The organism is Pseudomonas fluorescens (assembly GCF_019212185.1).
GTDB lineage: Bacteria > Pseudomonadota > Gammaproteobacteria > Pseudomonadales > Pseudomonadaceae > Aquipseudomonas.
The window spans coordinates 4,989,958-5,011,857 of sequence record NZ_CP078138.1 but is presented as its reverse complement, the minus strand read 5'-3'; the positions used below and the strand labels follow the sequence as shown (position 1 = coordinate 5,011,857).

Annotated in this window: 21 protein-coding genes; 11 read left to right on the top strand and 10 right to left on the bottom strand. The window is 61.8% G+C overall.

The window, feature by feature from the left end:
- Window position 1: 1 nt before the first annotated feature.
- Entirely contained in the window at window positions 2-1,000 is a 999-nt protein-coding gene (locus tag KW062_RS22375; protein ID WP_105753823.1) for an AraC family transcriptional regulator, read from the bottom strand.
- Between the two features lie 335 nt (window positions 1,001-1,335).
- On the opposite strand from KW062_RS22375, the gene KW062_RS22370 reads away from it, so the two are divergent.
- Together KW062_RS22370 and KW062_RS22365 are read left to right on the top strand one after the other, a co-directional pair.
- The gene (locus tag KW062_RS22370; protein WP_027619950.1) at window positions 1,336-2,670 is read left to right on the top strand and encodes a dicarboxylate/amino acid:cation symporter; all 1,335 of its coding nucleotides are present in this window, start codon (window positions 1,336-1,338) and stop codon (window positions 2,668-2,670) included.
- 148 nt (window positions 2,671-2,818) lie between these two features.
- Complete coding sequence (locus KW062_RS22365) at window positions 2,819-4,000, top strand: CaiB/BaiF CoA transferase family protein (protein WP_027619951.1); 1,182 nt, start codon at window positions 2,819-2,821, stop codon at window positions 3,998-4,000.
- Between the two features lie 6 nt (window positions 4,001-4,006).
- Here the strand turns inward: KW062_RS22365 and KW062_RS22360 are convergent, their stop codons facing one another.
- On the bottom strand, window positions 4,007-4,501 hold the full coding sequence (locus KW062_RS22360; protein WP_027619952.1) for a SprT family zinc-dependent metalloprotease: 495 nt from the start codon (window positions 4,499-4,501) through the stop codon (window positions 4,007-4,009).
- 128 nt (window positions 4,502-4,629) lie between these two features.
- A complete protein-coding gene (locus tag KW062_RS22355; RefSeq protein ID WP_027619953.1) occupies window positions 4,630-5,232 on the bottom strand; it encodes a Yip1 family protein in 603 nt (200 codons plus the stop codon).
- A 245-nt stretch (window positions 5,233-5,477) separates the two neighbouring features.
- Between KW062_RS22355 and ttcA the strand changes: the two genes are divergently transcribed.
- Both ttcA and KW062_RS22345 read left to right on the top strand, forming a co-directional pair.
- Window positions 5,478-6,302: a tRNA 2-thiocytidine(32) synthetase TtcA gene (gene ttcA / locus KW062_RS22350; RefSeq protein ID WP_027619954.1), complete on the top strand. Its 825-nt coding sequence runs from the start codon at window positions 5,478-5,480 to the stop codon at window positions 6,300-6,302.
- 69 nt (window positions 6,303-6,371) lie between these two features.
- Window positions 6,372-7,043: a DNA-3-methyladenine glycosylase I gene (locus tag KW062_RS22345; RefSeq protein ID WP_027619955.1), complete on the top strand. Its 672-nt coding sequence runs from the start codon at window positions 6,372-6,374 to the stop codon at window positions 7,041-7,043.
- Between the two features lie 32 nt (window positions 7,044-7,075).
- Here KW062_RS22345 and KW062_RS22340 read toward each other — a convergent pair whose 3' ends face one another.
- From KW062_RS22340 to arsC, 3 genes are read right to left on the bottom strand one after another with little or no spacing between them, the layout of a single operon-like run.
- Window positions 7,076-7,501, bottom strand: a complete 426-nt coding sequence (locus tag KW062_RS22340) for a DUF2069 domain-containing protein (RefSeq protein ID WP_027619956.1) — start codon at window positions 7,499-7,501, stop codon at window positions 7,076-7,078.
- Window positions 7,494-8,099, bottom strand: coding sequence for an NAD(P)H:quinone oxidoreductase (gene wrbA / locus KW062_RS22335; RefSeq protein WP_027619957.1), 606 nt, complete (start codon window positions 8,097-8,099; stop codon window positions 7,494-7,496). Before wrbA ends, KW062_RS22340 begins: the two co-directional genes overlap by 8 nt.
- Complete coding sequence (gene arsC, locus KW062_RS22330; RefSeq protein WP_027619958.1) at window positions 8,096-8,449, bottom strand: arsenate reductase (glutaredoxin); 354 nt, start codon at window positions 8,447-8,449, stop codon at window positions 8,096-8,098. Before arsC ends, wrbA begins: the two co-directional genes overlap by 4 nt.
- A gap of 117 nt (window positions 8,450-8,566) precedes the next feature.
- Between arsC and KW062_RS22325 the strand changes: the two genes are divergently transcribed.
- Window positions 8,567-9,034, top strand: a complete 468-nt coding sequence (locus tag KW062_RS22325; protein ID WP_027619959.1) for a TlpA family protein disulfide reductase — start codon at window positions 8,567-8,569, stop codon at window positions 9,032-9,034.
- Between the two features lie 132 nt (window positions 9,035-9,166).
- Here the strand turns inward: KW062_RS22325 and KW062_RS22320 are convergent, their stop codons facing one another.
- The 4 genes from KW062_RS22320 to KW062_RS22305 form a co-directional block, all read right to left on the bottom strand.
- Window positions 9,167-9,571, bottom strand: coding sequence for an META domain-containing protein (locus tag KW062_RS22320; RefSeq protein WP_027619960.1), 405 nt, complete (start codon window positions 9,569-9,571; stop codon window positions 9,167-9,169).
- Window positions 9,571-10,005 (bottom strand): hypothetical protein, encoded by a 435-nt coding sequence (locus tag KW062_RS22315; RefSeq protein ID WP_105753822.1) that lies wholly within the window; start codon window positions 10,003-10,005, stop codon window positions 9,571-9,573. Before KW062_RS22315 ends, KW062_RS22320 begins: the two co-directional genes overlap by 1 nt.
- An 81-nt stretch (window positions 10,006-10,086) precedes the next feature.
- Window positions 10,087-11,076 carry a 2-hydroxyacid dehydrogenase gene (locus KW062_RS22310; RefSeq protein WP_105753821.1) on the bottom strand — a complete coding sequence of 330 codons (990 nt, stop codon included), beginning with the start codon at window positions 11,074-11,076 and terminating at the stop codon, window positions 10,087-10,089.
- Between the two features lie 65 nt (window positions 11,077-11,141).
- On the bottom strand, window positions 11,142-13,892 hold the full coding sequence (locus KW062_RS22305; RefSeq protein WP_027619963.1) for a response regulator: 2,751 nt from the start codon (window positions 13,890-13,892) through the stop codon (window positions 11,142-11,144).
- A 217-nt stretch (window positions 13,893-14,109) separates the two neighbouring features.
- Between KW062_RS22305 and KW062_RS22300 the strand changes: the two genes are divergently transcribed.
- From KW062_RS22300 to mazG, 6 genes are all read left to right on the top strand, one after another.
- On the top strand, window positions 14,110-14,832 hold the full coding sequence (locus KW062_RS22300; RefSeq protein ID WP_027619964.1) for a response regulator transcription factor: 723 nt from the start codon (window positions 14,110-14,112) through the stop codon (window positions 14,830-14,832).
- The gene (locus tag KW062_RS22295) at window positions 14,819-16,180 is read left to right on the top strand and encodes a sensor histidine kinase (RefSeq protein WP_033866302.1); all 1,362 of its coding nucleotides are present in this window, start codon (window positions 14,819-14,821) and stop codon (window positions 16,178-16,180) included. The genes KW062_RS22300 and KW062_RS22295 overlap by 14 nt, the downstream gene beginning before the upstream one ends.
- A 117-nt stretch (window positions 16,181-16,297) precedes the next feature.
- The gene (gene cysM, locus KW062_RS22290) at window positions 16,298-17,200 is read left to right on the top strand and encodes a cysteine synthase CysM (protein ID WP_027619965.1); all 903 of its coding nucleotides are present in this window, start codon (window positions 16,298-16,300) and stop codon (window positions 17,198-17,200) included.
- Window positions 17,200-18,552: a 23S rRNA (uracil(1939)-C(5))-methyltransferase RlmD gene (gene rlmD / locus KW062_RS22285; protein WP_027619966.1), complete on the top strand. Its 1,353-nt coding sequence runs from the start codon at window positions 17,200-17,202 to the stop codon at window positions 18,550-18,552. Before cysM ends, rlmD begins: the two co-directional genes overlap by 1 nt.
- Before the next feature lie 114 nt (window positions 18,553-18,666).
- Window positions 18,667-20,910 carry a GTP diphosphokinase gene (relA, locus tag KW062_RS22280; RefSeq protein WP_027619967.1) on the top strand — a complete coding sequence of 748 codons (2,244 nt, stop codon included), beginning with the start codon at window positions 18,667-18,669 and terminating at the stop codon, window positions 20,908-20,910.
- 138 nt (window positions 20,911-21,048) lie between these two features.
- Window positions 21,049-21,882: a nucleoside triphosphate pyrophosphohydrolase gene (gene mazG / locus KW062_RS22275; RefSeq protein WP_027619968.1), complete on the top strand. Its 834-nt coding sequence runs from the start codon at window positions 21,049-21,051 to the stop codon at window positions 21,880-21,882.
- The last annotated feature ends 18 nt before the right edge of the window (window positions 21,883-21,900 follow it).

Sequence of the window (21,900 nt, the reverse complement as noted above, 5' to 3'; positions counted from 1 at the left end):
CTCAAAGCGCTTGAGCCCGGTACGCCCCCGGCGTCAGCCCGGTCCACTTCTTGAACGCCCGGTGAAAGGCCGAAGGCTCGGAAAACCCCAACTGCTCGGCGATTTGTTGCAATGACTGATCGGCACGGTTGAGATGATAGATGGCGATGTCGCGGCGCAGTTGATCCTTCAATTCCTGAAAGCTCGAACCTTCTTCCCGCAGATGCCGGCGCAAGGTCTGCGGGCTGACGTGCAGTTGCGCGGCCACGGTTTCCAGGTCGGGCCAGTGGCTGCTGTCGCGCCCCAGTTGGCGCCGCAATCGGCTGCACATGCTGTCGCCCTCATCCGGGCGGGCCAGCAAATCGGCCGGTGAACGTTCGAGGAAATGCTTGAGGGTGCGTTCGTCCTGCAAGAGCGGCATGCACAGGTAGCGGCTATGAAACAGCAGGCTGGTGCACTCCGCGTCGAATGCCAAGGGGCAAGAAAACATCAGCTCGTATTCGGCGCCATGGTCGGGTTCGTTGTAGCGGAAGCTGGCCTGTTCGAGGCGGATTCGCTGGCCGATCAACCAACTGCCCAAGCGGTGCCAGGTCACCAGCAGGCTTTCGCTGAGGAAGTGGTCGGGGTCGGCCAACCGGGCATCATCCAGGCTCAGGCGCACCCATTCGTCTTCCCGACTCAGCGTCAGGCGCGGACTGTGCGGGAATAGGCTATAGAAGAGTAAGCCGCGACTGAATGCTTTTTCCAGGGTACGGCAGTGAATCAGCGCGTGGCACATCATGGCGAAGGTGCCACATTTGCTCTTGCCTTCGGCGAGCCCCAGATACTCGTCGTCCAGTGCCAGCCACAGGCCCTGGAGCAGGGCGGTGAATTGCTCGGGCGTAATGCGCGCGCGGGGTTCGTCGAGCCATTCGGGGCTGATGCCGAGCGTGTGCAGCAAGCCTGAATAGTCATGCCCGAGGCGGCGCGCACCGCCAGTGGCTGCCCGGCCAAAATGGCTGGCGATGGTGCGGTCGCGCATGGCAAGTCATCCGTCCATTGATGGGCGGATCTTAGCCAGCTCCTCGGAGCGGGACAAGGCGGATATCCGCCATTTGGCGGGAGTGGTTCTGGGTAATGGGCGGAAACCCGCCAAGACAAGGGGGCAGTCAATGTTGTGGCCCTGGCCTGGGGCCCCTCTAATTCGGGGTCTTTGACGAATCTGGCAAAGGTGGCACGGGCTCTGCAATAGAACCGACAGACCTGCCAGCACGCAGTTCGCCACAACAAATCCCTCCAGTGCAGGAGGGTTCGCACTTTAGGTGTCGCTTGCATCGGATGGACGATTGCAACGCGGTGCTCTTGAGGAACTTAGCAATGACGACTCGTCAGCCAATTTACAAATCCCTGTATTTCCAGGTAATCGTTGCCATCGTTATCGGCATCTTGCTCGGTCACTTTTATCCGCAGACCGGGGTGGCGCTCAAGCCGCTGGGTGACGGGTTCATCAAGCTGATCAAGATGGTCATCGCACCGATTATCTTCTGTACCGTCGTCAGCGGCATTGCTGGCATGCAGAGCATGAAATCGGTCGGCAAGACCGGTGGTTACGCGCTGCTGTACTTCGAAATCGTTTCCACCATCGCCCTGCTGATCGGCCTTGTGGTAGTCAACGTCGTGCAACCGGGTGCCGGCATGCACATCGATGTCTCGACCCTGGATGCCTCGAAAGTCGCGGCTTACGTCACGGCTGGCGCTGACCAGAGCATCGTTGGCTTCATCCTCAATGTGATTCCGAACACCATCGTCGGCGCGTTCGCCAACGGCGACATCCTGCAGGTCCTGATGTTCTCGGTGATCTTCGGTTTCGCCCTGCATCGCCTGGGTGCCTACGGCAAGCCGGTGCTGGACTTCATCGATCGCTTCGCCCACGTGATGTTCAACATCATCAACATGATCATGAAGCTGGCGCCCATCGGTGCGCTGGGCGCCATGGCCTTCACCATCGGTGCCTACGGCGTCGGCTCCCTGGTGCAGTTGGGCCAGCTGATGATCTGCTTCTACATCACCTGTGTGCTGTTCGTCGTGCTGGTGCTGGGTGCGATCTGCCGCGCTCACGGCTTCAGCGTGCTGAAACTGATTCGCTACATCCGTGAAGAACTGCTGATCGTGTTGGGTACTTCCTCGTCCGAATCGGCGCTGCCACGCATGCTGATCAAGATGGAGCGCCTGGGTGCGAAGAAATCGGTGGTCGGCCTGGTAATCCCTACCGGCTACTCGTTCAACCTCGACGGTACTTCGATCTACCTGACCATGGCCGCCGTGTTTATCGCTCAGGCGACCGACACCCACATGGACATCACCCACCAGATCACCCTGCTGCTGGTGCTGCTGCTGTCCTCCAAAGGTGCGGCAGGCGTGACCGGTAGTGGTTTCATCGTGCTGGCGGCGACCCTGTCGGCCGTAGGCCACCTGCCGGTTGCCGGCCTGGCGCTGATCCTCGGTATCGACCGCTTCATGTCCGAAGCTCGTGCCCTGACCAACCTGGTCGGCAACGCCGTGGCAACTCTGGTCGTGGCCAAGTGGGTCAAGGAGCTGGACACAGACAAACTGCAGGTCGAGCTGGCTTCTGGCGGTCGCGGTATTTCCGACGAGCGTGAAGTCGATGACCTGGGCGTGGCTGAAGGCCCGACCCCGGCTTCGGTGAAGTAATGCGCCAAGGCTGATGAAAAAAACCCGCTGCGGCGGGTTTTTTCTTGCTCGCGATTTGAGCGCAAATGTCACCTCTGCCGTTGTTTAAAGTTATTGCCGCCACGGCATCCGCTGCCTAGTCTGGATGGATCGTCCAAGGAGAAGACTTATGCAGGGGCCACTGGCATCACTGAAAGTTCTGGATTTTTCGACACTGCTGCCAGGGCCGTTCGCCTCGTTATTGTTGGCGGACATGGGCGCCGAAGTGCTGCGTATCGAGTCGCCGACCCGCATGGACCTGCTGCGAGTCCTGCCGCCCCACGACCAGGGCACCTCGGCCAGCCACGCCTACCTCAACCGCAACAAGCGCAGCCTGGCGTTGGATCTCAAGCAGCCGCAGGCGCTGGAAGTGGTCAAGCAACTGTTGCAGGACCACGACATTCTCCTCGAGCAATTCCGGCCCGGTGTCATGGAGCGCCTGGGCCTGGGCTACGAAGCCTTGAAGGCGATCAATCCGCGGCTGATCTACGTGTCGATCACCGGCTACGGCCAGACCGGCCCCTACAAGGATCGCGCCGGGCACGACATCAACTACCTGGCGCTGGCCGGTCTGGCGAGTTACACCGGACGCGAGGACAGTGGGCCGTTACCCCTGGGTATCCAGGCCGCCGACATTGCCGGCGGCTCCCTGCATGGGGTGATCGGCCTGCTGGCAGCCGTGATTGCCCGTCAGCACACGGGGCAAGGCCAGCATCTGGACGTGAGCATGACCGACTGCGCGTTCAGCCTGAATGCGCTGGCCGGGGCGGGGTATCTGGCGTGTGGCGTGGAGCCGGGGCGGGAAGAGCAGATGCTCAATGGTGGCAGCTTCTACGATTACTACCGTAGCCGCGATGGACGCTGGATGTCGGTGGGCAGCCTGGAGCCGAACTTCATGCAACAGCTGTGCGCGGCGTTGGGCCGGCCCGAGTTGGCAGCTCAAGGCTTGTCGCCTCGACCCGAGCAGCAACAAGCCTTGAAGCAGGCGCTGCAGATCGAGTTCGAAAAACGCGACTACAGCGAGCTGTGTGCGCTGTTCGGCGTGATCGATGCCTGCGTCGAGCCGGTTCTGAGTCTGTCCGAGGCGGTGGCGCATCCCCAGCTTCAGGCGCGCCAACTGGTGACGCAGGTGCCGCGCGCGGACGGCACGACTCAGGCGCAGATGGCTTGCCCGCTGAAGTTTTCTGGCGGCTTGCCAGCGCCAAAGCACATTGGCGCAGCTGTCGGTGCCCATAGCGATCAGGTACTGGCCGAGTTGGGCTACAGCGTCGAACAGATCGCTGAATTGCGGCGGGCCAAGGCAATCGCCTGAGGCTGTTTATTCGACCCGCGATTCGCCGGTGAACACCAGGGTTTGCCGGCAGCGCCGACACAGGTAACGCCGACCCTGGCGGACCAGGCTGTGGCGCTGGGCCGAGAACGGGAAGTCGCTGTCGGCACAGGGGCAGCGGTAGATGTAGCGAGTCACGCTGCGGCGCTTGATTGCGTAGGTGTGGCAGCGGTTGGGCGGCAGCTCGTAGACGCCGCGCATGATCAACTGCCACTCCTCACCGTGGGGTGCGATGCGGTCCCCAAACAGCTGGTGGGCGATCAGGTGCGCGACCTCGTGGGCCACGGTCTGCTTGAGGAAATCTTCGGTATTTTCGCGGTACAGCTGTGGATTGAAGCGCAGCAGGTTTTCATGCAGGTGTGCCACACCGGCCTTCTGGCCGCGCAACTTGAGGCTGACCACCGGACGTTTGAAAGGGCGTTTGAAAAAGGATTCAGCCAGTTGGAAACAGTCTTCGACGCGGGTATTGAGTTGCTCGGGCATGCTTAACGGATCTCCAGAGGCGTCAAGTATGCGGTAAACCCCGGGCATTGCGAATCGCCCGGCCGCCCAATGGTCGTCGCCACATGAAAAGGCCGCCTTGCGGCGGCCTGTTGGTACAGCATCCAGCGCTAGTTGGTATAGACCGGGCCGACGCCCAGGCCCCAGACGATCACGGTGAATGCCATGATGGCCACCAGCACCACCAGCCCTACGGCCAGGACCGAACTGGAAAACAGAAAACCCTCGTCGGATGGAATGTTCATGAAGGTCGGCAGGCCCACGTAAAGCAGGTACACCGTGTAGCAAATGGCTGCCGTGCCGACGATCATGCCCAGCCACATGTGTGGGTAGAGCGCCGCCAGACCGCCGATGAACAGCGGGGTTGCGGTGTAGGTGGCGAATGCCACACAGCGCGCCAGACTCGGTGTGGCGTCGTATGTACGGGCCATCCAGTGAATGAAAGCGCCCATCACCGCGACACCGCAGAGCATCGCCAGGTACGACATGATGGTCATCCACAGGGCGCTTTCGTGGGTCAGCATGACCGGTGCTCGGCTGCCGATCACCCAGCCCACCTGGGTCGTGCCGATAAACGCTGAAACAGCGGGAATTGCCGCCAAAATCAGTGTGTGGGTCAGGTACATGTGGCTGATGCTTTCCTCTTGGTCGCCACGAATCTCCTTCCATTCTTGATCGGGGTGGGTAAAGAGTCCCACGACGTGATGGATCATAGTCAGTCACTCCTTCGTGATTGCTATCGCCCCCCAACGGAGCGCCTACCGGCCAGTGGCCAAAGGTCTAGAGGTGTGTACGACCTTATGTCGCAGTATAGAAAGGACTGAATCGCGCCGGTACGCTGCCTTTAGAGCAAATCGCGCTGTAAAAACCGACGTTAATCGCAGATGGATAGCTCGCCCGTCCGGCGTTTTTGCGTAAAATGCCGGCCTTTCGTCACACCTCGCGGATTTCAAGCGCCATGGGCACTCTTACGGTCAACCAGAACAAACTGCAGAAACGTCTACGCCGGCAGGCCGGTGAGGCCGTTGCCGACTTCAACATGATCGAGGACGGCGACAAGGTCATGGTTTGCCTGTCCGGGGGCAAGGACAGCTACACCATGCTCGACGTGCTGCTGCACCTGCAGAAGGTCGCGCCGATCAAGTTCGAGATCGTTGCCGTCAACATGGACCAGAAGCAGCCAGGTTTTCCCGAGCATGTATTGCCGGCGTACCTCAAGGAGTTGGGGGTCGAGTACCACATCGTCGAGAAGGACACCTACTCGGTGGTCAAGGAGCTGATTCCCGAGGGCAAGACCACCTGCTCGCTGTGCTCGCGCCTGCGTCGCGGTACGCTCTACACCTTTGCCGATGAAATCGGCGCGACCAAGATGGCCCTCGGGCATCATCGCGACGACATCGTCGAGACGTTCTTCCTCAATATGTTCTTCAACGGCTCGCTCAAGGCCATGCCACCGAAGTTGCGTGCCGATGACGGGCGCAACGTGGTGATTCGCCCGCTGGCCTACTGCAACGAGAAGGACATTCAGGCCTACTCGGACCTCAAGCAGTTCCCGATCATCCCGTGCAACCTCTGTGGCTCCCAGGAAAACCTGCAGCGCCAGGTGGTCAAGGAGATGCTTCAGGAATGGGAGCGCAAGACCCCTGGGCGCACCGAGAGCATTTTCCGCAGCCTGCAGAACGTGATCCCGTCGCAACTGGCGGACCGCAATCTGTTCGACTTCACCAGCCTGACCATCGACGAAAGCGCGGCGTCGCGCTTCGTCAATGTGGTCAATCTCTGACCCCCTGTCACCGGTTGGGTCTGACGGCGCTCGCGGGCGCCGTTTCCATTTCTATGCTCAGGAGAGGGCATGCACGATTACAAGTGGCTGCACGAGTATTGCCTGAACCGCTTTGGTTCGGCATCTGAACTGGAAGCCCATCTGCCCGTTCCCAAGACCCCCGACCAACTGCGCCAGATCAGCGATGATCGCTACCTGTCGACCCTGGCGCTACGGGTCTTCCGCGCCGGTCTCAAGCACAGCCTGGTGGATGCCAAATGGCCGGCCTTTGAACAGGTGTTCTTCGGCTTCGACCCGGAAAAGGTTGTGCTGATGGGGGCCGAGCACCTTGAGCGATTGATGCAGGATGCGCGGATCATCCGCCACTTGGGCAAGCTCAAGAGCGTGCCGCGCAATGCGCAGTTCATCCTTGATGTGGCAAAGGAGAAGGGCAGTTTCGGCGAATTGATCGCCGAATGGCCGGTGACCGATATCGTTGGCCTGTGGAAGTACCTGGCCAAACACGGTCACCAATTGGGCGGCCTGTCGGCGCCACGCTTTCTGCGGATGGTTGGCAAGGACACCTTCGTGCCCAGCTATGACGTGGTCGCGGCGCTGAACGCACAGAAGATCGTCGACAAGGTGCCTACCAGCCTGCGGGACCTGGCCACCGTGCAGAACGCCTTCAATCAATGGCACGCCGAGAGCGGCCGGCCGATGTGCCAGCTATCGATGATGCTGGCGTTTACCGTCAATCATTGAGGGTTTGGCGCCGCCAGCATCGGCGGCGCCTGTCACGCGGCAGCGGGTTCGCCTTCGCCGGCCAGCTTGCGATTGAGCTGGAAGCGCCAGCGCACATACAGCAGCGCCGAACAGAATACCGCCAGACTGGCGGCCATCTCCAACAGGCCGAATACCTGGCGATTGGGGTCGAACGCAGCAATTGCGCCCTTGATGAAGTACAGGTTGACCACAAAGCACATCCACGAATGGCCGCGTGGGCTGCCGCTGATCATTCCCGGTGCCAGTAGCAACAGCGGCACCAGTTCGATCAGCAGGATCACCCAGGGCCGGGCGCCGTGCAGGTCGGCAAACACCAGGTAATAGGCGCAGAGCAAACCGATTAGACCGAAAAAGCAAAGCAGGCTGGCTGCACGGCTGATACGTACGCGGGGTTCGAGCCAGTCGATGGAGGGCAGGATCTTCGGCTTTTTAGCCACGGTCGCTCTCCAGCTTTTGCGCGGTTTTTCCCAGGCGCAGGCCGAGGGCCCGGCACAGGGCGATTTCATGTTCGTTCAGACCGCTCTTGCCGTCCGCTCCGGCGTGATGACTGGCGCCGTACGGCGTACCACCGCCACGGGTTTCCAGCAGGGCCGATTCGCTGTAGGGCAAGCCGGTGATCAGCATGCCGTGGTGCAGCAGCGGCAGCATCATCGACAGCAGGGTGGTTTCCTGGCCGCCGTGGAGGCTGGCGGTCGAGGTGAAGACCCCCGCCGGCTTGCCCACCAGCGCACCGGTCAGCCATAGGTTGCTGGTGCCGTCGAGGAAGTACTTGAGCGGCGCCGCCATGTTGCCGAACCGGGTCGGGCTGCCCAGGGCCAGACCCGAGCAGTGCTTGAGATCGTCGAGGCTGGCGTACAGCGCACCTTCGTCGGGAATGCTCGGTGACACGGCTTCGCATTCGGTGGAGATGGCCGGCACCGTGCGCAGGCGTGCCTCCATGCCGGACTGTTCGACGCCGCGAGCGATCTGCCGGGCCATTTCGTTGGTCGAGCCGCTGCGGCTGTAATACAGAACCAGAATGTACGGCGCACTCACGGCAGCAGCTCCAATACATTCTCCGGAGGCCGGCCGATGATGGCTTTGTCGCCGACTTCGAGAATCGGTCGCTCCATCAGCTTCGGGTGGGCGGCGATGGCGGCGATCAACTGCGCCTCGCTGAGTCTGGCGTCGGCCAGATTGAGGGATTTGTACTCGTCTTCGCCTGTGCGTAGCAGTTGCCGGGCGCTGATCCCCAGTTTGCCCAGCAGGCTTTGCAGTTGCGTGGCGTCGAGTGGGGTTTCCAGGTAGCGCACCACGGTTGGTGTCAGGCCACGGGCTTCGAGGAGTTCCAGCGCACCGCGGGATTTCGAGCAGCGCGGATTGTGATAAAGCGTCAGATCGGTCATGTGCGGGTCGCATCTTGCGTAAGGTGGCGGCTATTCTACCTGTGTGGCGAGCAGTCCAGAACCTCGCGAGGCAATGGGTCGCAAGCAGTACCTTTTTATTTAGTAAGGATCAGCCCCATGACAAGGCGATTGACCGCAGTACTGGCACTTTTCGCAACCTTGCTGCTGGGGGGCTGTGGTTACGACTACGGCACCGACCAGTTGGGACAGAAAGTGGCTTCCGAACGCCTGGATGGCCAATGGTTCGTGCTCAATTACTGGGCCGAGTGGTGCGGTCCGTGTCGCACCGAGATTCCTGAACTCAATGCCCTGGCCGAGCAGCTCAAGGGACAGAAGATCGGTGTTTTCGGTGTGAATTTCGACGGCGTGCAGGGCGAAGAACTCAAGAGCGCCAGCAACAAGCTGGGGATCGCGTTCACCGTGTTGGCTCAGGATCCGGCGGAGCGCTTCGAGCTGCCGCGCAGCGAAGCGTTGCCGGTGACCTACATCGTCGACGACAAGGGCAAGGTGCGTGAGCAGTTGATGGGTGAGCAGACGGCGGCGGGGGTGATGGCCAAGTTGCAGGCGTTGCAGGCGAAGAATTGAGTGGGAGAGGCGCTCTGCTTGCTTCTTGTAGGAGCGAGCTTGCTCGCGAAGGCGTAACAGGCGAAGGGTATTGCCTGGATTAACGCGTTATCGTTAACGTCCTTCGCGAGCAAGCATGCTACAGGAAGCGGATCAGCCCTCTTCCAGCCACCAGCGCAACGGCTTGCCTTCGGCCGGCCAGAAGCGCATTTGCTCGATCGGCGAGACGTCCCAGCGTTGCACGGTTTCCAACGCTTGCAGGAAGCGTTTTTCCTGCTCCATCAGCGCCGGCGCGCACATTTTGCGGGTGCTGCCGACTTTGCCGAAGCTCAACTTGTCGCCGTCCAGGGTATAGGGCGCGAACCAGTGGTTGCAGCCGCCGTTGCCGTAGGCGCGACCGTCTGTACCCAGGGTGATGGTCAAGTGGCTATAGTCGATCAACGGGCGCTCGCCAATCCATTCCAGAATGTAGCTGCGGTCCTGCTGCAGCTTCACCGGCTCGGCGGCGCAGCCCAGCAGAGACGCAGCCGCCATCCCGGCCAGAACCAGGTGTTTCATTACGCGGACTCCTGGCACTTCGGGCACAGGTGTTTGTCGCCGACGGTTTTCCAGCCCAGCTCGGCAATGCGCGCGGTGGCCGCTGGTTTTTCAGCCTTGTTACCGAGTTTGGCATCGACCGCGAACTCAAAGCTCAGCTCTTTGGCGCAGCTGTCGCAGTTGACTTGCCAGGTATGAATCGCCAGTTCGCCAAACACCGGACCGGTGGCTACGGCAACCCACTGGCCCATGGGCTTGAGCAGGTGACGCACGTTGTCGACGGTCAGGCGCATGGACAAGTCCTTGCTGCCCTTGAGGGTCACCAGCAGAACATCGTTGGCACGAATCGAGCCACCGTTGCCGGTGACTTGATAGCGTCCCGGCGTCAGTGCGCGGCATTCGGTCAGGGTGTGTTGCGGGTTCATCAGGGTGTAGCGGAAATCGTGTTCGACCATGGGTCCTCCAAATATGGCCGATATGCTAGCACGCGAAGCACTGGCTCATGGCCCACGGATGTGACCTTCGATCCGGCAGAATCAGCCTTCGACCCGGTTTTGCGGGGTGCCAGCGGCCCAATCAGCAATGTTCTGCAACGTAGTCGCGGCAATCGCGGCCAGGGCCTCACGGGTGAGGAAGGCCTGGTGGGCGGTGACGATCACGTTGGGGAAAGTCAGCAGCCGGGCGAGCACGTCGTCCTGCAGCGGGAGGTCGGAGCGATCTTCGAAAAACAGCTGCGCTTCCTCTTCATAGACATCCAGGCCCAGATAGCCCAACTGACCGGTTTTCAATGCCTCGATCAAGGCCGGTGTATCCACCAGCGCGCCACGCCCCGTGTTGATCAGCATGGCGCCGGGTTGCAGGTCGGCCAGTGACTGGCTGTTGATCAGGTGTTTGCTGTCGGCGGTCAGCGGGCAGTGAAGACTGATGATGTGCGATTGCGCCAGCAGCTCCGGCAATGGCAGGTAGCGACCGCCGAGGGCTTCGACCTGCGGATTGGGGTAGGGGTCATAGGCCAGCAACTGGCAGCCGAAACCGGCCATGATTTTCGCGAAGGTAGCGCCGATTTGCCCGGTGCCGACCACGCCCACCGTCTTGCCGTACAGGTCGAAACCGGTCAGGCCATGCAGGGTGAAGTCGCCCTCGCGGGTGCGGTTGTAGGCGCGATGCAGGCGGCGGTTGAGGGCCAGGATCAAGGCCACCGCGTGCTCTGCCACGGCGTGGGGCGAGTAAGCCGGGACGCGGACGATGCTCAAGCCCAGACGATGCGCCGCAGTCAGGTCGACATGGTTGTAGCCAGCCGAGCGCAAGGCGATCAGGCGAGTGCCGCCGACCGCCAGCTTTTCCAGGACCGGGGCGCTGAGGTCGTCATTGATAAAGGCGCAGACCACCTCGAAGTGCTCAGCCAGGGCGACGGTGTCGAGGCTCAGGCGTGCGGCCTGGAAGTGCAGTTCGTTGGCGCCAGATTGCGCGGCGGCGAGAAAGCTGTCGCGGTCGTAGGTCTGGCTGCTGAAGAGAAGGGTGCGCATGGTCTCATCCTTATTCTGGGTGCACTGAGTCTACAGATCGTGGCACCGCCGGCCATTGCCCTGGATCAGGCGCTGATGCGGGCCTGCAGGGCTAGGCGATTGATCGCTCGTTCGAGATCTTCCAGGGCGGTGTGGGCCTTGGGGTCCTGTTGTTTGAGCAGGGTTTCGCTCCGCTGGCAGGCGGCGCGCAGTTGCGGGACGCCACAATAGCGGGTCGCCCCGTGCAGGCGGTGGACGCGCTCGATCAGGGCATTGTGGTCATGGTTTTCGCGAGCGGCGCGAATCGCCTCGCGATCGGCCTCCAGCGATGCCAGTAGCATGGCCAGCATGTCGGCGGCCAGATCGGCCTTGCCGGCGGCCAGGCGCAAGCCCTCATCGGGGTCGAGCACCAGCAGCTCGTTGGCCTGGCTCGGGCTGTCACTGCGTTCAGGAGTGTGATTGCGCAAGGCGAGTCCGGTCCACTTCAATACCACCTGGGCCAATTGGCGTTCACTGATGGGTTTGGTCAGGTAGTCGTCCATGCCGCTTTGCAGCAAGGCGCGCTTTTCATTGGCCATGGCATGGGCCGTGAGGGCGACGATGGGCAGGGGCGTGTTCTGCCGGGTACTTTCCCACTGGCGAATGGTTTCGGTGGTTTGCCGCCCGTCCATGCCAGGCATCTGCACATCCATCAGCACCAGATCGAAGGTCTCGGTCTGCACCGCCTTGATTGCGGCGTAGCCACTTTCGACCGCCAGCACCCTGGCACCCATGTCTTCGAGCAGGGTCTGCACCAGTAGCAGGTTGGCCGGGTTGTCATCCACGCACAGCACTTTCGGCGCGCGGCTCGAGAGCGGTTCGTTGGGTTCGTTGCGCACCGGGCGCGGGCTGACCAGGTCGGACAGCGCCCGGCGCAGCTTGCGAGTACAGGCCGGCTTGGCCTGCAACTGACTGTGGGGGTTGGGCACCGAGAGGTGGTACAGGGTCTGTTCGGTGGTCGGGCACAGCACCAGCACCTTGCAGCCCAGGTGTTCGAGATCCCAGATGTGCTGGTTGAGGCGCTCCGGTGGCATGTCGTTGGAGGTCACGCCGAGCACCGCCAGGTCAATTGCCTGCTCGGTCTGCAAGGCGCTGGTGACCCCGTTGGTGAGGCTCTCCAGGGTGTTGAACGGGGTGACCTGAAGGCCGCAGTCTTCCAGTTGATGCTGCAGCGCCTGACGTGCCAGTTCGTGGTTTTCCAGCACCGCGATACGTCGGCCCAGCAACGGCGCGAGTGGCAGGTCTTCGACATCATCGCGGGTTTTCGGCAGGCTCAGGCTGATCCAGAATTCCGACCCTTCGCCCGGGGTGCTGTCGACCCCGATCTCGCCACCCATCTGTTCGATCAGGCGCTTGGAGATCACCAGGCCCAGGCCGGTGCCACCGGGTTGGCGGGACAGCGAATTGTCGGCCTGACTGAAGGCCTGGAACAGCGCACGCACGTCCTGGTTGGACAGGCCGATGCCCGTGTCCTGAATGCTGATGCGCAGTTGCACACTGTCCTCATGCTCATCTTCGAGCATGGCGCGGGCAACGATGGTGCCTTCGCGGGTGAACTTGATCGCGTTACTCACCAGGTTAGTGAGGATTTGCTTCAGACGCAGTGGATCGCCGATCAGCGACAGCGGGGTGTCGCGATACACCAGGCTCACCAGCTCCAGCTGTTTGGCGTGGGCGGCGGGGGCGAGGATGGTCAGGGTGTCCTGCAGCAGATCGCGCAGGTTGAACGGAATACGGTCGAGCACCAGCTTGCCAGCCTCGATTTTCGAGAAGTCGAGAATCTCGTTGATGATTCCCAGCAGGCTGTCGGCGGACTTTTCGATGGTGCCCAGGTAGTCGAGCTGACGCGGCGTCAGTTCGCTTTTCTGCAGCAGGTGGGTGAAGCCCAGGATGCCGTTGAGCGGTGTGCGGATTTCGTGGCTCATGTTGGCGAGGAATTCGGATTTGATCCGACTCGCTTCCAGGGCCTCCTTGCGCGCCAGGTCCAGTTCGATGTTCTGGATCTCAATGGTTTCCAGGTTCTGGCGTACGTCTTCGGTGGCCTGGTCGACGCTGTGCTGCAATTCTTCTTGGGCGTTCTGCAAGGTACTGGCCATGCGGTTGATGCCCGAGGCCAGTTCGTCCAGTTCCTGGCTGCCCAGTGGCGGCAGGCGGGTTTCCAGGTGGCCGTCCTTGAGCTGGGCCACGGCCTGCTTGATGCTGGTCAGCGGGTTGTTGATGGTGCGGCCCATGCGCAGGGCGAGGAGGGCGGTGCAGATCAAGCCACCACCAATCAGCATCAGGCTGGCGAACAGACTGCGATAGCCAGTCAGCAGCATGCCGCTGTGGGACAGTTCCAGCTCGACCCAACCGAGCAGGCGGTCGTCTTCCCCCGGAATCACCTCGCCCGCCAGGTTGCGATGTTTGCCGAAGACTGGCAGCAGGTAGCGCGTCGCGTCGTTGCCGGTTCGGCGCAGCAGGTGCGTGCTGTCGCCGATCGGCGCCTGGTTGAGCATCAGTGGTCCGGCATGCGCCAAGAGGCTGCGGTCCGGGGCCAGGAACGACACCGCTCGCACGTCCGGTTGCTCCAGCGATTGTTTGGCGATGCGTTCGAGCAGGTCGGCGTTGCTGTGCGCCAGAGGCGGCGCCACCAAGGGTGCCAGCTGTTCAGCGATCATTTCGCCGCGTGTCATCAACTGGGCCTGCAGATCAGTCTGCTGCATCCAGGTGAAATACCCACCCAGGACCAGCGCCATCAGGCTGGTCGGCAGCAAGGTCAGCAGCAGGACACGACCCTTGATCCCGAGTTTCTTCAGCACGCCGCTCTCCCGTCAACACGCGGTTCATCGATGCGGATGCGCACATCCGGCGCGCAACACCTGGCCAGTGTAGCGATTTGCTTGCGGGCAATCCTGGCTAATTACCCGGGGGCGAGTCTGCCTTCCATCGTGTCGCCAGGCCATGGCCCAAGTCACGGGTTGCTCAAGGACAGACAATCTTGAATAATCAGTGATTGAGAATTACTTGCAGAAGCTAATGACTCCCGTATCTGCTGGCCTTCCCCGCATTCTGACCATTGAAGATGACCTCGTACTCGGTGCTTATGTGCATGAGCACTTGGGCCGTTGCGGTTTTCAGGTGACCTGGTGCCAGAACGGCCGGGAAGGTCTGGAAATGGCTCGTGCCCAGGCCTTCGATGTGGTGCTGATGGATATTCTGCTGCCGGGCATGGACGGTCTGGCTGTATTGACCGACCTGCGCTCCTGCGACTCGACGCCGGTATTACTGATGTCGGCGCTGGGCGCCGAGGCCGACCGCATCAGCGGTTTTCGCCTGGGCGCCGACGATTACCTGCCCAAGCCCTTCAGCATGGCCGAACTGCGGGTACGCATTGAAGCCATACTGCGTCGGGTAGCCCTCGACCGGCGGCACGTCGCCCCGGCCGTCAGCAGCGACACCCATAGCCTGCGTTTCGATGACGAACTGTCTGACGTTTATTACGGTCAGGGCTGGGCCGGGTTGACCCGCAGCGAGTATCGCCTGCTCGATACGCTCAATCGCAACGGTGAAGAAGTCCTCAGCAAGGCGTTCCTCTACCAACACGTCCTGCAGCGCGGCTACGCGCCCCACGACCGTAGTCTGGACATGCACATCAGCCAGATTCGCCGCAAGCTCAAGGCCATCGGCTACAGCGAGCGCGAAGTGCGCACGGTATGGGGCAAAGGCTATGTATTGAGCGCCGCCGATGAAGTGGTCTGACGTCCCGGGCCGCCACTCGCTGTTCTGGAAGCTGGCGCTGCTCCTCGTTGCCTTCTGCCTGCTGATGATCTGGCTGAGTTGGTCCTGGGGCCGCTACATGGAGAAGCAGGACCAGTTTCTCTCGCCAGAGGCGCGCGCCACTCTGTCACGCTATGCTGCCGAGGCCGAGCAGGCCTGGTTGAGTGGTCGCCACGAAGGCGTCGATGGCTTTTTGCAGGGCCTGCGCAAGCGTGAAAAAGGTTGGGCCGACGTCGTCGGCGCGGACCTGCAATCCCTCGGCACCCAGCCTTTGAGCGAGCAGCAGGTCGAGCGCCTGACTTTTCTGCGCAACCTCGATTGGCCCATTCATAACAAGCGTCTGCCCGGACTGCGCCTGCCGTTTCCCGGTGATCCTGCAGCCGGCAGCCTGGTGATGGAACTGCCCCAGCGTTTCATGCCGGGGCGCAATCAGTTGTTCTGGCGGGTGATCACCAATGGCGTGATTCCCGGATTTATCACGCTGCTATTGTGTGTCGGGCTGTACCGCTTGCTGGTGGTTCCGCTCAACAGCCTGCGTGAACAGGCCAATGCTTGGCGTGCCGATCAGTTGGGGGTGCGTCTGTCGAGCCAGACCATCAGCCGTCAGGATGAGCTGGGCGAATTGGGGCGGGCATTCGATCACATGTCCGAGCGTCTGCAGAGCACCGTGGCGCTGCAGCAACAGTTGCTGCGTGACTTGTCCCATGAACTGCGCACCCCGTTGAGCCGGCTGCGGGTGGCCAGCGAGAGTGAGCAGGACCTGGCGCAACTGCGCGAACGCATCGGCCGTGAGGTCGATGGCATGCAGCGCCTGGTCGAGGACACACTGCAACTGGCATGGCTCGACACCGAGCGCTCGCCGCTGCCGGATGAGGCGATCCAGGTCCAGGCGCTGTGGGAAATGCTCAGCGAAAATGCCTGCTACGAAAGCGCCTGGCCGAGCACTCAATTGCAATGTTCTGTGGATGCCGAGTGTTGGGTGCGCGGCAACCTCAATACCTTGGCCCAGGCCTTGGAAAACATCCTGCGCAATGCCATCCGTCACTCACCGGCCGGCGGCCGTGTCAGTCTCGGCGGGGGGCGCGATGGCGATTACTGGCACCTGTGGCTGGAGGATCAGGGCGGGGGCGTGGCCGAAGCCGATCTCGAACGGATCTTCCTGCCGTTCACCCGTCTCGACGGCTCGCGTCCCGGCAATGGCGGCTTCGGCCTGGGACTGAGCATCGCCAGGAATGCCGTACAGCGCCAGGGTGGGTTTATCTGGGCGCAGAACACAGGCAGTGGATTACGCTTGAACATTCGTCTGCTGGCTCACGCCGGGGCGGCTTGAATCGCCCGTTCTGCGGCCTTATAGCGTTGAGCCATAAGCTCCTTACTTTGCGTGATATGGCCCACGCACGTTTGCCGGTATGATGGGCGCCCCCGCAGTCCGGATTGCGAATACGCCATGACTTTGCAGTACCCAACCATCGCCGATTGCGTCGGCAACACCCCGCTGGTCCGTCTACAGCGCCTGCCTGGCGTGACCAGCAACACCCTGCTGCTCAAGCTCGAGGGGAATAACCCGGCGGGTTCGGTCAAGGACCGTCCGGCGCTGTCGATGATTACCCGAGCCGAACTGCGTGGGCAGATTCATCCTGGCGATACCCTGATCGAGGCAACCTCCGGTAATACCGGGATTGCCCTGGCCATGGCCGCGGCGATCAAGGGTTACAAGATGATCCTGATCATGCCTGACAACTCCAGCGCCGAGCGCAAAGCAGCGATGACCGCCTACGGTGCCGAGTTGATCCTGGTCAGCCAGGAAGAAGGCATGGAAGGCGCGCGCGACCTTGCTCAGCGCATGGAAGCCGAAGGCCGTGGCAAGGTGCTGGATCAGTTCGCCAACGGTGACAACCCCGAGGCGCACTACACCACCACCGGCCCGGAAATCTGGCGCCAGACCCAGGGCAGCATCACCCATTTCGTCAGTTCCATGGGCACCACCGGCACCATCATGGGGGTGTCACGCTACCTCAAGGAACAGAGCCAGGACGTGCAGATCGTCGGCCTGCAACCGATGGAAGGCGCGGCGATCCCGGGGATCCGTCGTTGGCCCGAGGAATACCTGCCGAAGATTTATCAAGCCGATCGGGTCGATCGCATCGTCGACATGGCCCAGGCGGAAGCCGAGGATGTCACCCGGCGTCTGGCTCGCGAAGAAGGCATCTTCTGTGGGGTGTCGTCCGGTGGTGCAGTCGCGGCCATGCTGCGACTGTCGCAGGAGCTGGAAAATGCGGTGATCGTCGCGATCATCTGTGACCGTGGCGACCGTTACCTGTCGACCGGCATTTTCGACGCGCCCAACTGATGGCCAAGCAACCGAGAGGCCTGCGCTTCCAACCCACGGGGGGCAGCAAGGCCCCGCAAGTCCCGACCGGCAAAAAACAGCGCTTGAGCATTGAGCGCCTGGCCAACGACGGTCGCGGTATCGCGTTTTTCGAAGGGCGTACCTGGTTCGTCATGGGTGCCCTCGCGGGTGAGGAAGTTGAAGCCCGTGTTCTTGGCGCCCACGGTAAGGTGGTGGAGGCGCGTACCGAACGGGTATTCGTCGCCAACGAGCTGCGCCGTCCTGCACCTTGCGCCCATGCCGGGCGTTGTGGCGGTTGCAGCGTGCAACACCTGCCCCACAACGAACAGCTTGCCCTGAAACAGCGCATGCTCGCCGAGCAGTTGTCGCGGGTCGCCGGTGTCGAACCCGAGTCCTGGGCCGAGCCGTTGAGCGGGCCGGAGTTCGCCTACCGCCGACGTGCCCGGGTGGCCGTGCGCTGGGACCTCAAGACGAAGAAGCTGGAAGTCGGCTTCCGTGCCGCGGGTAGCCAGGACATTGTCGGCATCGACCAGTGCCCGGTGCTGGTACAGCCCTTGCAGCCGATCATGAGCCGCTTGCCGGACATGCTGCGACGCCTGAGCAAGCCGCAGGCGCTGGGGCATGTCGAGTTGTTTGCTGGTTCGTCATTGGCCGTGTTGCTGCGGCATATGGCGCCGTTGTCCGAGGCTGACCTGGTCATTCTCAAGGAGTTCTGCGCCTTCCATGAAGCCCAACTGTGGCTGCATGGCGAGGGCGAGCCGCAACCGGCGGACAGCGAGCAAGTGCTGGGCTATCGCCTGGAGCGCTGGAACCTGGACCTGGCGTACCGGCCGGGTGACTTTGTGCAGGTCAATGCCGGGGTCAACGAGGCGATGGTGGCTCAGGCGCTGGACTGGTTGCAGCCCGGCAGCGACGAGCGCGTGCTGGATCTGTTCTGCGGCTTGGGTAACTTTGCCTTGCCGCTGGCCCAGCAGGTTCGCGAAGTGGTGGCGGTAGAAGGCGTGCAGACCATGGTCGAGCGCGCGGCAGCCAACGCCACTAGCAATAATTTGCATAACGCGAAGTTTTTTCAGGCCGATTTATCCCAGCCTTTGGCGGATGCCAAATGGGCCGAAGAAGGCTTTTCTGCGGTACTCTTGGACCCACCGCGTGACGGTGCTTTCGAGGTGGTGCGCAACCTCGCAGCGCTCGGCGCCAAGCGTCTGGTGTACGTGTCGTGCAACCCGGCAACGCTGGCGCGCGACACGCTCGAATTGGTCAAGCAGGGCTACCGGTTAAAACGTGCCGGGATCCTCGATATGTTTCCTCAGACGGCACATGTCGAGGCCATGGCGTTATTTGAAGCGAGCTAGGATGCTCGTCTGGTCCGACTGGACCGCCCGTGCAGGATTCGCCGCGAGCGTGCACGGGCAACCAAGGTCAGCGATTTGACGCATTGAATCTGCGTCGTAGGGAAGGTAAGCAAGATGGTACAGGTGAGAGCACACCAGCCGATCAACACCGACGGCAGTATCAACCTCGAGGCTTGGCTCGATCATGCGGTCAGTGTCGATCCGGCACTGGATCGCGAAGCCTTGAAGGAAGCCTGCGAGTTCGCTCGTCAGGCTGAACAGCAGGACAATGCCGCGAAAAATCTGTGGGCCGAAGGCACTTCGAGTTTTCGCACCGGCCTTGAGATCGCCGAAATTCTCGCCGACCTCAAGCTCGATCAGGACTCCCTCGTCGCCGCGATCCTTTACCGTGGCGTGCGCGAAGGCCAGATCCAGTTGCCGGCCGTCAGCCAGCGCTTCGGCCCGGTAGTCGGCAAGCTGATCGATGGCGTGCAGCGCATGGCCGCGATCAGCGCCAGCCTGAGTCCGCGCCAATCGATGGTCATGGGTACCCAGGGTCAGGTAGAAAACCTGCGCAAGATGCTGGTGGCCATGGTCGATGACGTCCGCGTCGCGCTGATCAAGTTGGCCGAGCGCACCTGCGCGATTCGTGCGGTGAAAACCGCCGACGATGAGAAGCGCAACCGGGTCGCCCGCGAAGTCTTTGATATCTATGCGCCGCTGGCGCACCGCCTGGGCATCGGCCATATCAAATGGGAGCTGGAGGACTTGTCCTTCCGTTACCTGGAGCCTGATCAGTACAAACAGATTGCCAAGCTGCTGCACGAGCGACGGCTGGATCGCGAGCGCTTCATCAGCGACGTGATGAACCAGTTGCAGAGCGAGTTGCAGGCGACCGGCGTCGATGCCGACATCAGCGGCCGGGCCAAGCACATCTATTCGATCTGGCGCAAAATGCAGCGCAAGGGCCTGGCCTTCAGCCAGATCTATGACGTGCGTGCGGTACGCGTGCTGGTGCCGGAGATGCGCGATTGCTACACCGCGCTGGGTATCGTCCACACTTTGTGGCGGCACATTCCCAAGGAGTTCGACGACTACATCGCCAACCCCAAGGAAAACGGCTACCGCTCGTTGCACACGGCGGTGATCGGCCCCGAGGGCAAGGTGCTGGAAGTGCAGATCCGTACCCACGCCATGCACGAAGAGGCCGAACTGGGCGTCTGCGCGCATTGGCGCTACAAGGGCACTGACGTCAAATCGGGCTCCAACCATTACGAAGAGAAAATCTCCTGGTTGCGCCAGGTGCTCGAGTGGCACGAAGAGCTGGGGGATATCGGCGGCCTGGCCGAGCAGTTGCGGGTCGATATCGAGCCGGATCGGGTCTATATCTTCACCCCTGACGGGCATGCCATCGACCTGCCCAAGGGCGCGACCCCGCTGGACTTCGCCTACCGCGTGCACACCGAAATCGGTCACAACTGCCGTGGCGCGAAGATCAACGGGCGTATTGTCCCGCTCAACTACAGCCTGCAGACCGGTGAACAGGTCGAGATCATCACCAGCAAGCACGGTACGCCGAGCCGTGACTGGCTGAACCCGAACCTGGGTTACATCACCACCTCGCGGGCGCGGGCGAAGATTGTCCATTGGTTCAAGTTGCAGGCGCGGGACCAGAACGTCGCGGCGGGCAAGACCCTGCTCGAACGCGAACTCAATCGCCTCGGCCTGCCGCAGGTGGATTTCGAAAAGCTGGCCGACAAGGCCAACATGAAAACCGCCGAGGACATGTTTGCGGCCTTGGGTGCGGGCGACCTGCGCCTGGCGCAGTTGGTCAATCTGGCGCAGCAACTGGTCGAGCCGGAACGCGGCAACGAACAGCTGGAGCTGATTCCGCGCAAGGCCGCTGGCTACAAGCCAGGCAAGCGTGGCGATATCCAGATCCAGGGCGTGGGCAACCTGATGACCCAGATGGCCGGCTGCTGCCAGCCGTTGCCGGGCGACGCGATTGTTGGCTACATCACCCAGGGCCGTGGTGTGAGTATCCACCGCCAGGACTGCGCTTCGGTGCTGCAACTGGGCGGGCGCGAGCCGGAGCGGATCATCCAGGTCAGTTGGGGGCCAGTGCCGGTGCTCACCTATCCGGTGGACATCATCATCCGTGCCTACGACCGTTCCGGTCTGCTGCGTGACGTTTCTCAGGTATTGCTCAATGAGCGGATCAACGTACTGGCAGTCAACACCCGTTCCAATAAAGAGGACAACACCGCGTTGATGTCCCTGACCATTGAAATTCCGGGGCTGGATGCGTTGGGACGGTTGTTGGGGCGTATCTCCCAGTTGCCGAACATCATTGAAACCCGGCGCAATCGTACGCCTTGATCGGATGTTCAGCGCCGATCCACTGTGGGAGCGAGCCCGCTCGCGAAGAGGGTATGTCAGCCGACATCAATGGCGTCTGACACACCGCTTTCGCGAGCAGGCTCGCTCCCACAAGGGATTTTGCAGTGAGAGAGATTGATGTACACACTCCAAGACCTGCTGCACCTGATGAATCGCCTGCGCGACCCGCAGTACGGTTGCCCGTGGGACATCAAGCAAACCTACGCCAGCATCGTTCCCCATACCCTTGAAGAAGCCTACGAGGTGGCCGACGCCATCGAGCGCGGTGACTTCGATCACCTGCAGGGTGAGTTGGGCGATCTGCTGTTTCAGGTGGTGTATTACAGCCAGCTGGCGCGGGAAGAAGGGCGCTTCGAGTTCGCCGGGGTGGTCGACAGCATCACCCGCAAACTGGTCCGCCGGCATCCCCATGTATTTCCTACCGGTGACCTGTACGCGCCGCTGGATGTCCCACGGCTGAGCGAAGAACAGGTCAAGCAGCGCTGGGAAGAGATCAAGGCCGAAGAGCGGGCGGAACAATCCGCGGCGCCCGAGCAGCTGTCTTTGCTCGACGATGTGCCAGCGGCCCTCCCGGCGCTGTCGCGGTCGGCCAAGTTGCAGAAGCGTGCCGGACAGGTCGGCTTCGACTGGCCGGATGCGTTGCCGGTGCTCGACAAGGTCCGTGAAGAGCTCGATGAAGTGCTCGAAGCCATGGCCGACAATGACCCGATCGCCATCACTGATGAGATCGGTGACCTGTTGTTTTCCGTGGTCAATCTGGCCCGCCATCTCAAGGTCGATCCGGAAGCTGCGTTGCGCGGAGCCAACGGAAAATTCGAGCGACGTTTCCGATTTATCGAACAGGCATTGCGCGACACCGGCCGTCCCATGGAAGATTGCACCCTCGAAGAGTTGGACACCCTCTGGGGTGAAGCCAAACGCCAGGAAAAGAATTTGCCCAACTGCGGTTGAGCAGTTGCCTAAGTGAGT

What these genes read in the sequence shown, in the direction of transcription:
- KW062_RS22300 (WP_027619964.1), top strand. Translation starts at nt 14,110, where the DNA reads ATGACTCCCGTATCTGCTGGCCTTCCCCGCATTCTGACCATTGAAGAT.
- relA (WP_027619967.1), top strand. Translation starts at nt 18,667, where the DNA reads ATGGTACAGGTGAGAGCACACCAGCCGATCAACACCGACGGCAGTATC.
- KW062_RS22345 (WP_027619955.1), top strand. Translation starts at nt 6,372, where the DNA reads ATGCACGATTACAAGTGGCTGCACGAGTATTGCCTGAACCGCTTTGGT.
- cysM (WP_027619965.1), top strand. Translation starts at nt 16,298, where the DNA reads ATGACTTTGCAGTACCCAACCATCGCCGATTGCGTCGGCAACACCCCG.
- KW062_RS22325 (WP_027619959.1), top strand. Translation starts at nt 8,567, where the DNA reads ATGACAAGGCGATTGACCGCAGTACTGGCACTTTTCGCAACCTTGCTG.
- KW062_RS22310 (WP_105753821.1), bottom strand. Translation starts at nt 11,076, where the DNA reads ATGCGCACCCTTCTCTTCAGCAGCCAGACCTACGACCGCGACAGCTTT.
- KW062_RS22365 (WP_027619951.1), top strand. Translation starts at nt 2,819, where the DNA reads ATGCAGGGGCCACTGGCATCACTGAAAGTTCTGGATTTTTCGACACTG.
- KW062_RS22355 (WP_027619953.1), bottom strand. Translation starts at nt 5,232, where the DNA reads ATGATCCATCACGTCGTGGGACTCTTTACCCACCCCGATCAAGAATGG.
- KW062_RS22370 (WP_027619950.1), top strand. Translation starts at nt 1,336, where the DNA reads ATGACGACTCGTCAGCCAATTTACAAATCCCTGTATTTCCAGGTAATC.
- KW062_RS22295 (WP_033866302.1), top strand. Translation starts at nt 14,819, where the DNA reads ATGAAGTGGTCTGACGTCCCGGGCCGCCACTCGCTGTTCTGGAAGCTG.
- mazG (WP_027619968.1), top strand. Translation starts at nt 21,049, where the DNA reads ATGTACACACTCCAAGACCTGCTGCACCTGATGAATCGCCTGCGCGAC.
- rlmD (WP_027619966.1), top strand. Translation starts at nt 17,200, where the DNA reads ATGGCCAAGCAACCGAGAGGCCTGCGCTTCCAACCCACGGGGGGCAGC.
- KW062_RS22320 (WP_027619960.1), bottom strand. Translation starts at nt 9,571, where the DNA reads ATGAAACACCTGGTTCTGGCCGGGATGGCGGCTGCGTCTCTGCTGGGC.
- ttcA (WP_027619954.1), top strand. Translation starts at nt 5,478, where the DNA reads ATGGGCACTCTTACGGTCAACCAGAACAAACTGCAGAAACGTCTACGC.
- arsC (WP_027619958.1), bottom strand. Translation starts at nt 8,449, where the DNA reads ATGACCGATCTGACGCTTTATCACAATCCGCGCTGCTCGAAATCCCGC.
- KW062_RS22315 (WP_105753822.1), bottom strand. Translation starts at nt 10,005, where the DNA reads ATGGTCGAACACGATTTCCGCTACACCCTGATGAACCCGCAACACACC.
- KW062_RS22360 (WP_027619952.1), bottom strand. Translation starts at nt 4,501, where the DNA reads ATGCCCGAGCAACTCAATACCCGCGTCGAAGACTGTTTCCAACTGGCT.
- KW062_RS22375 (WP_105753823.1), bottom strand. Translation starts at nt 1,000, where the DNA reads ATGCGCGACCGCACCATCGCCAGCCATTTTGGCCGGGCAGCCACTGGC.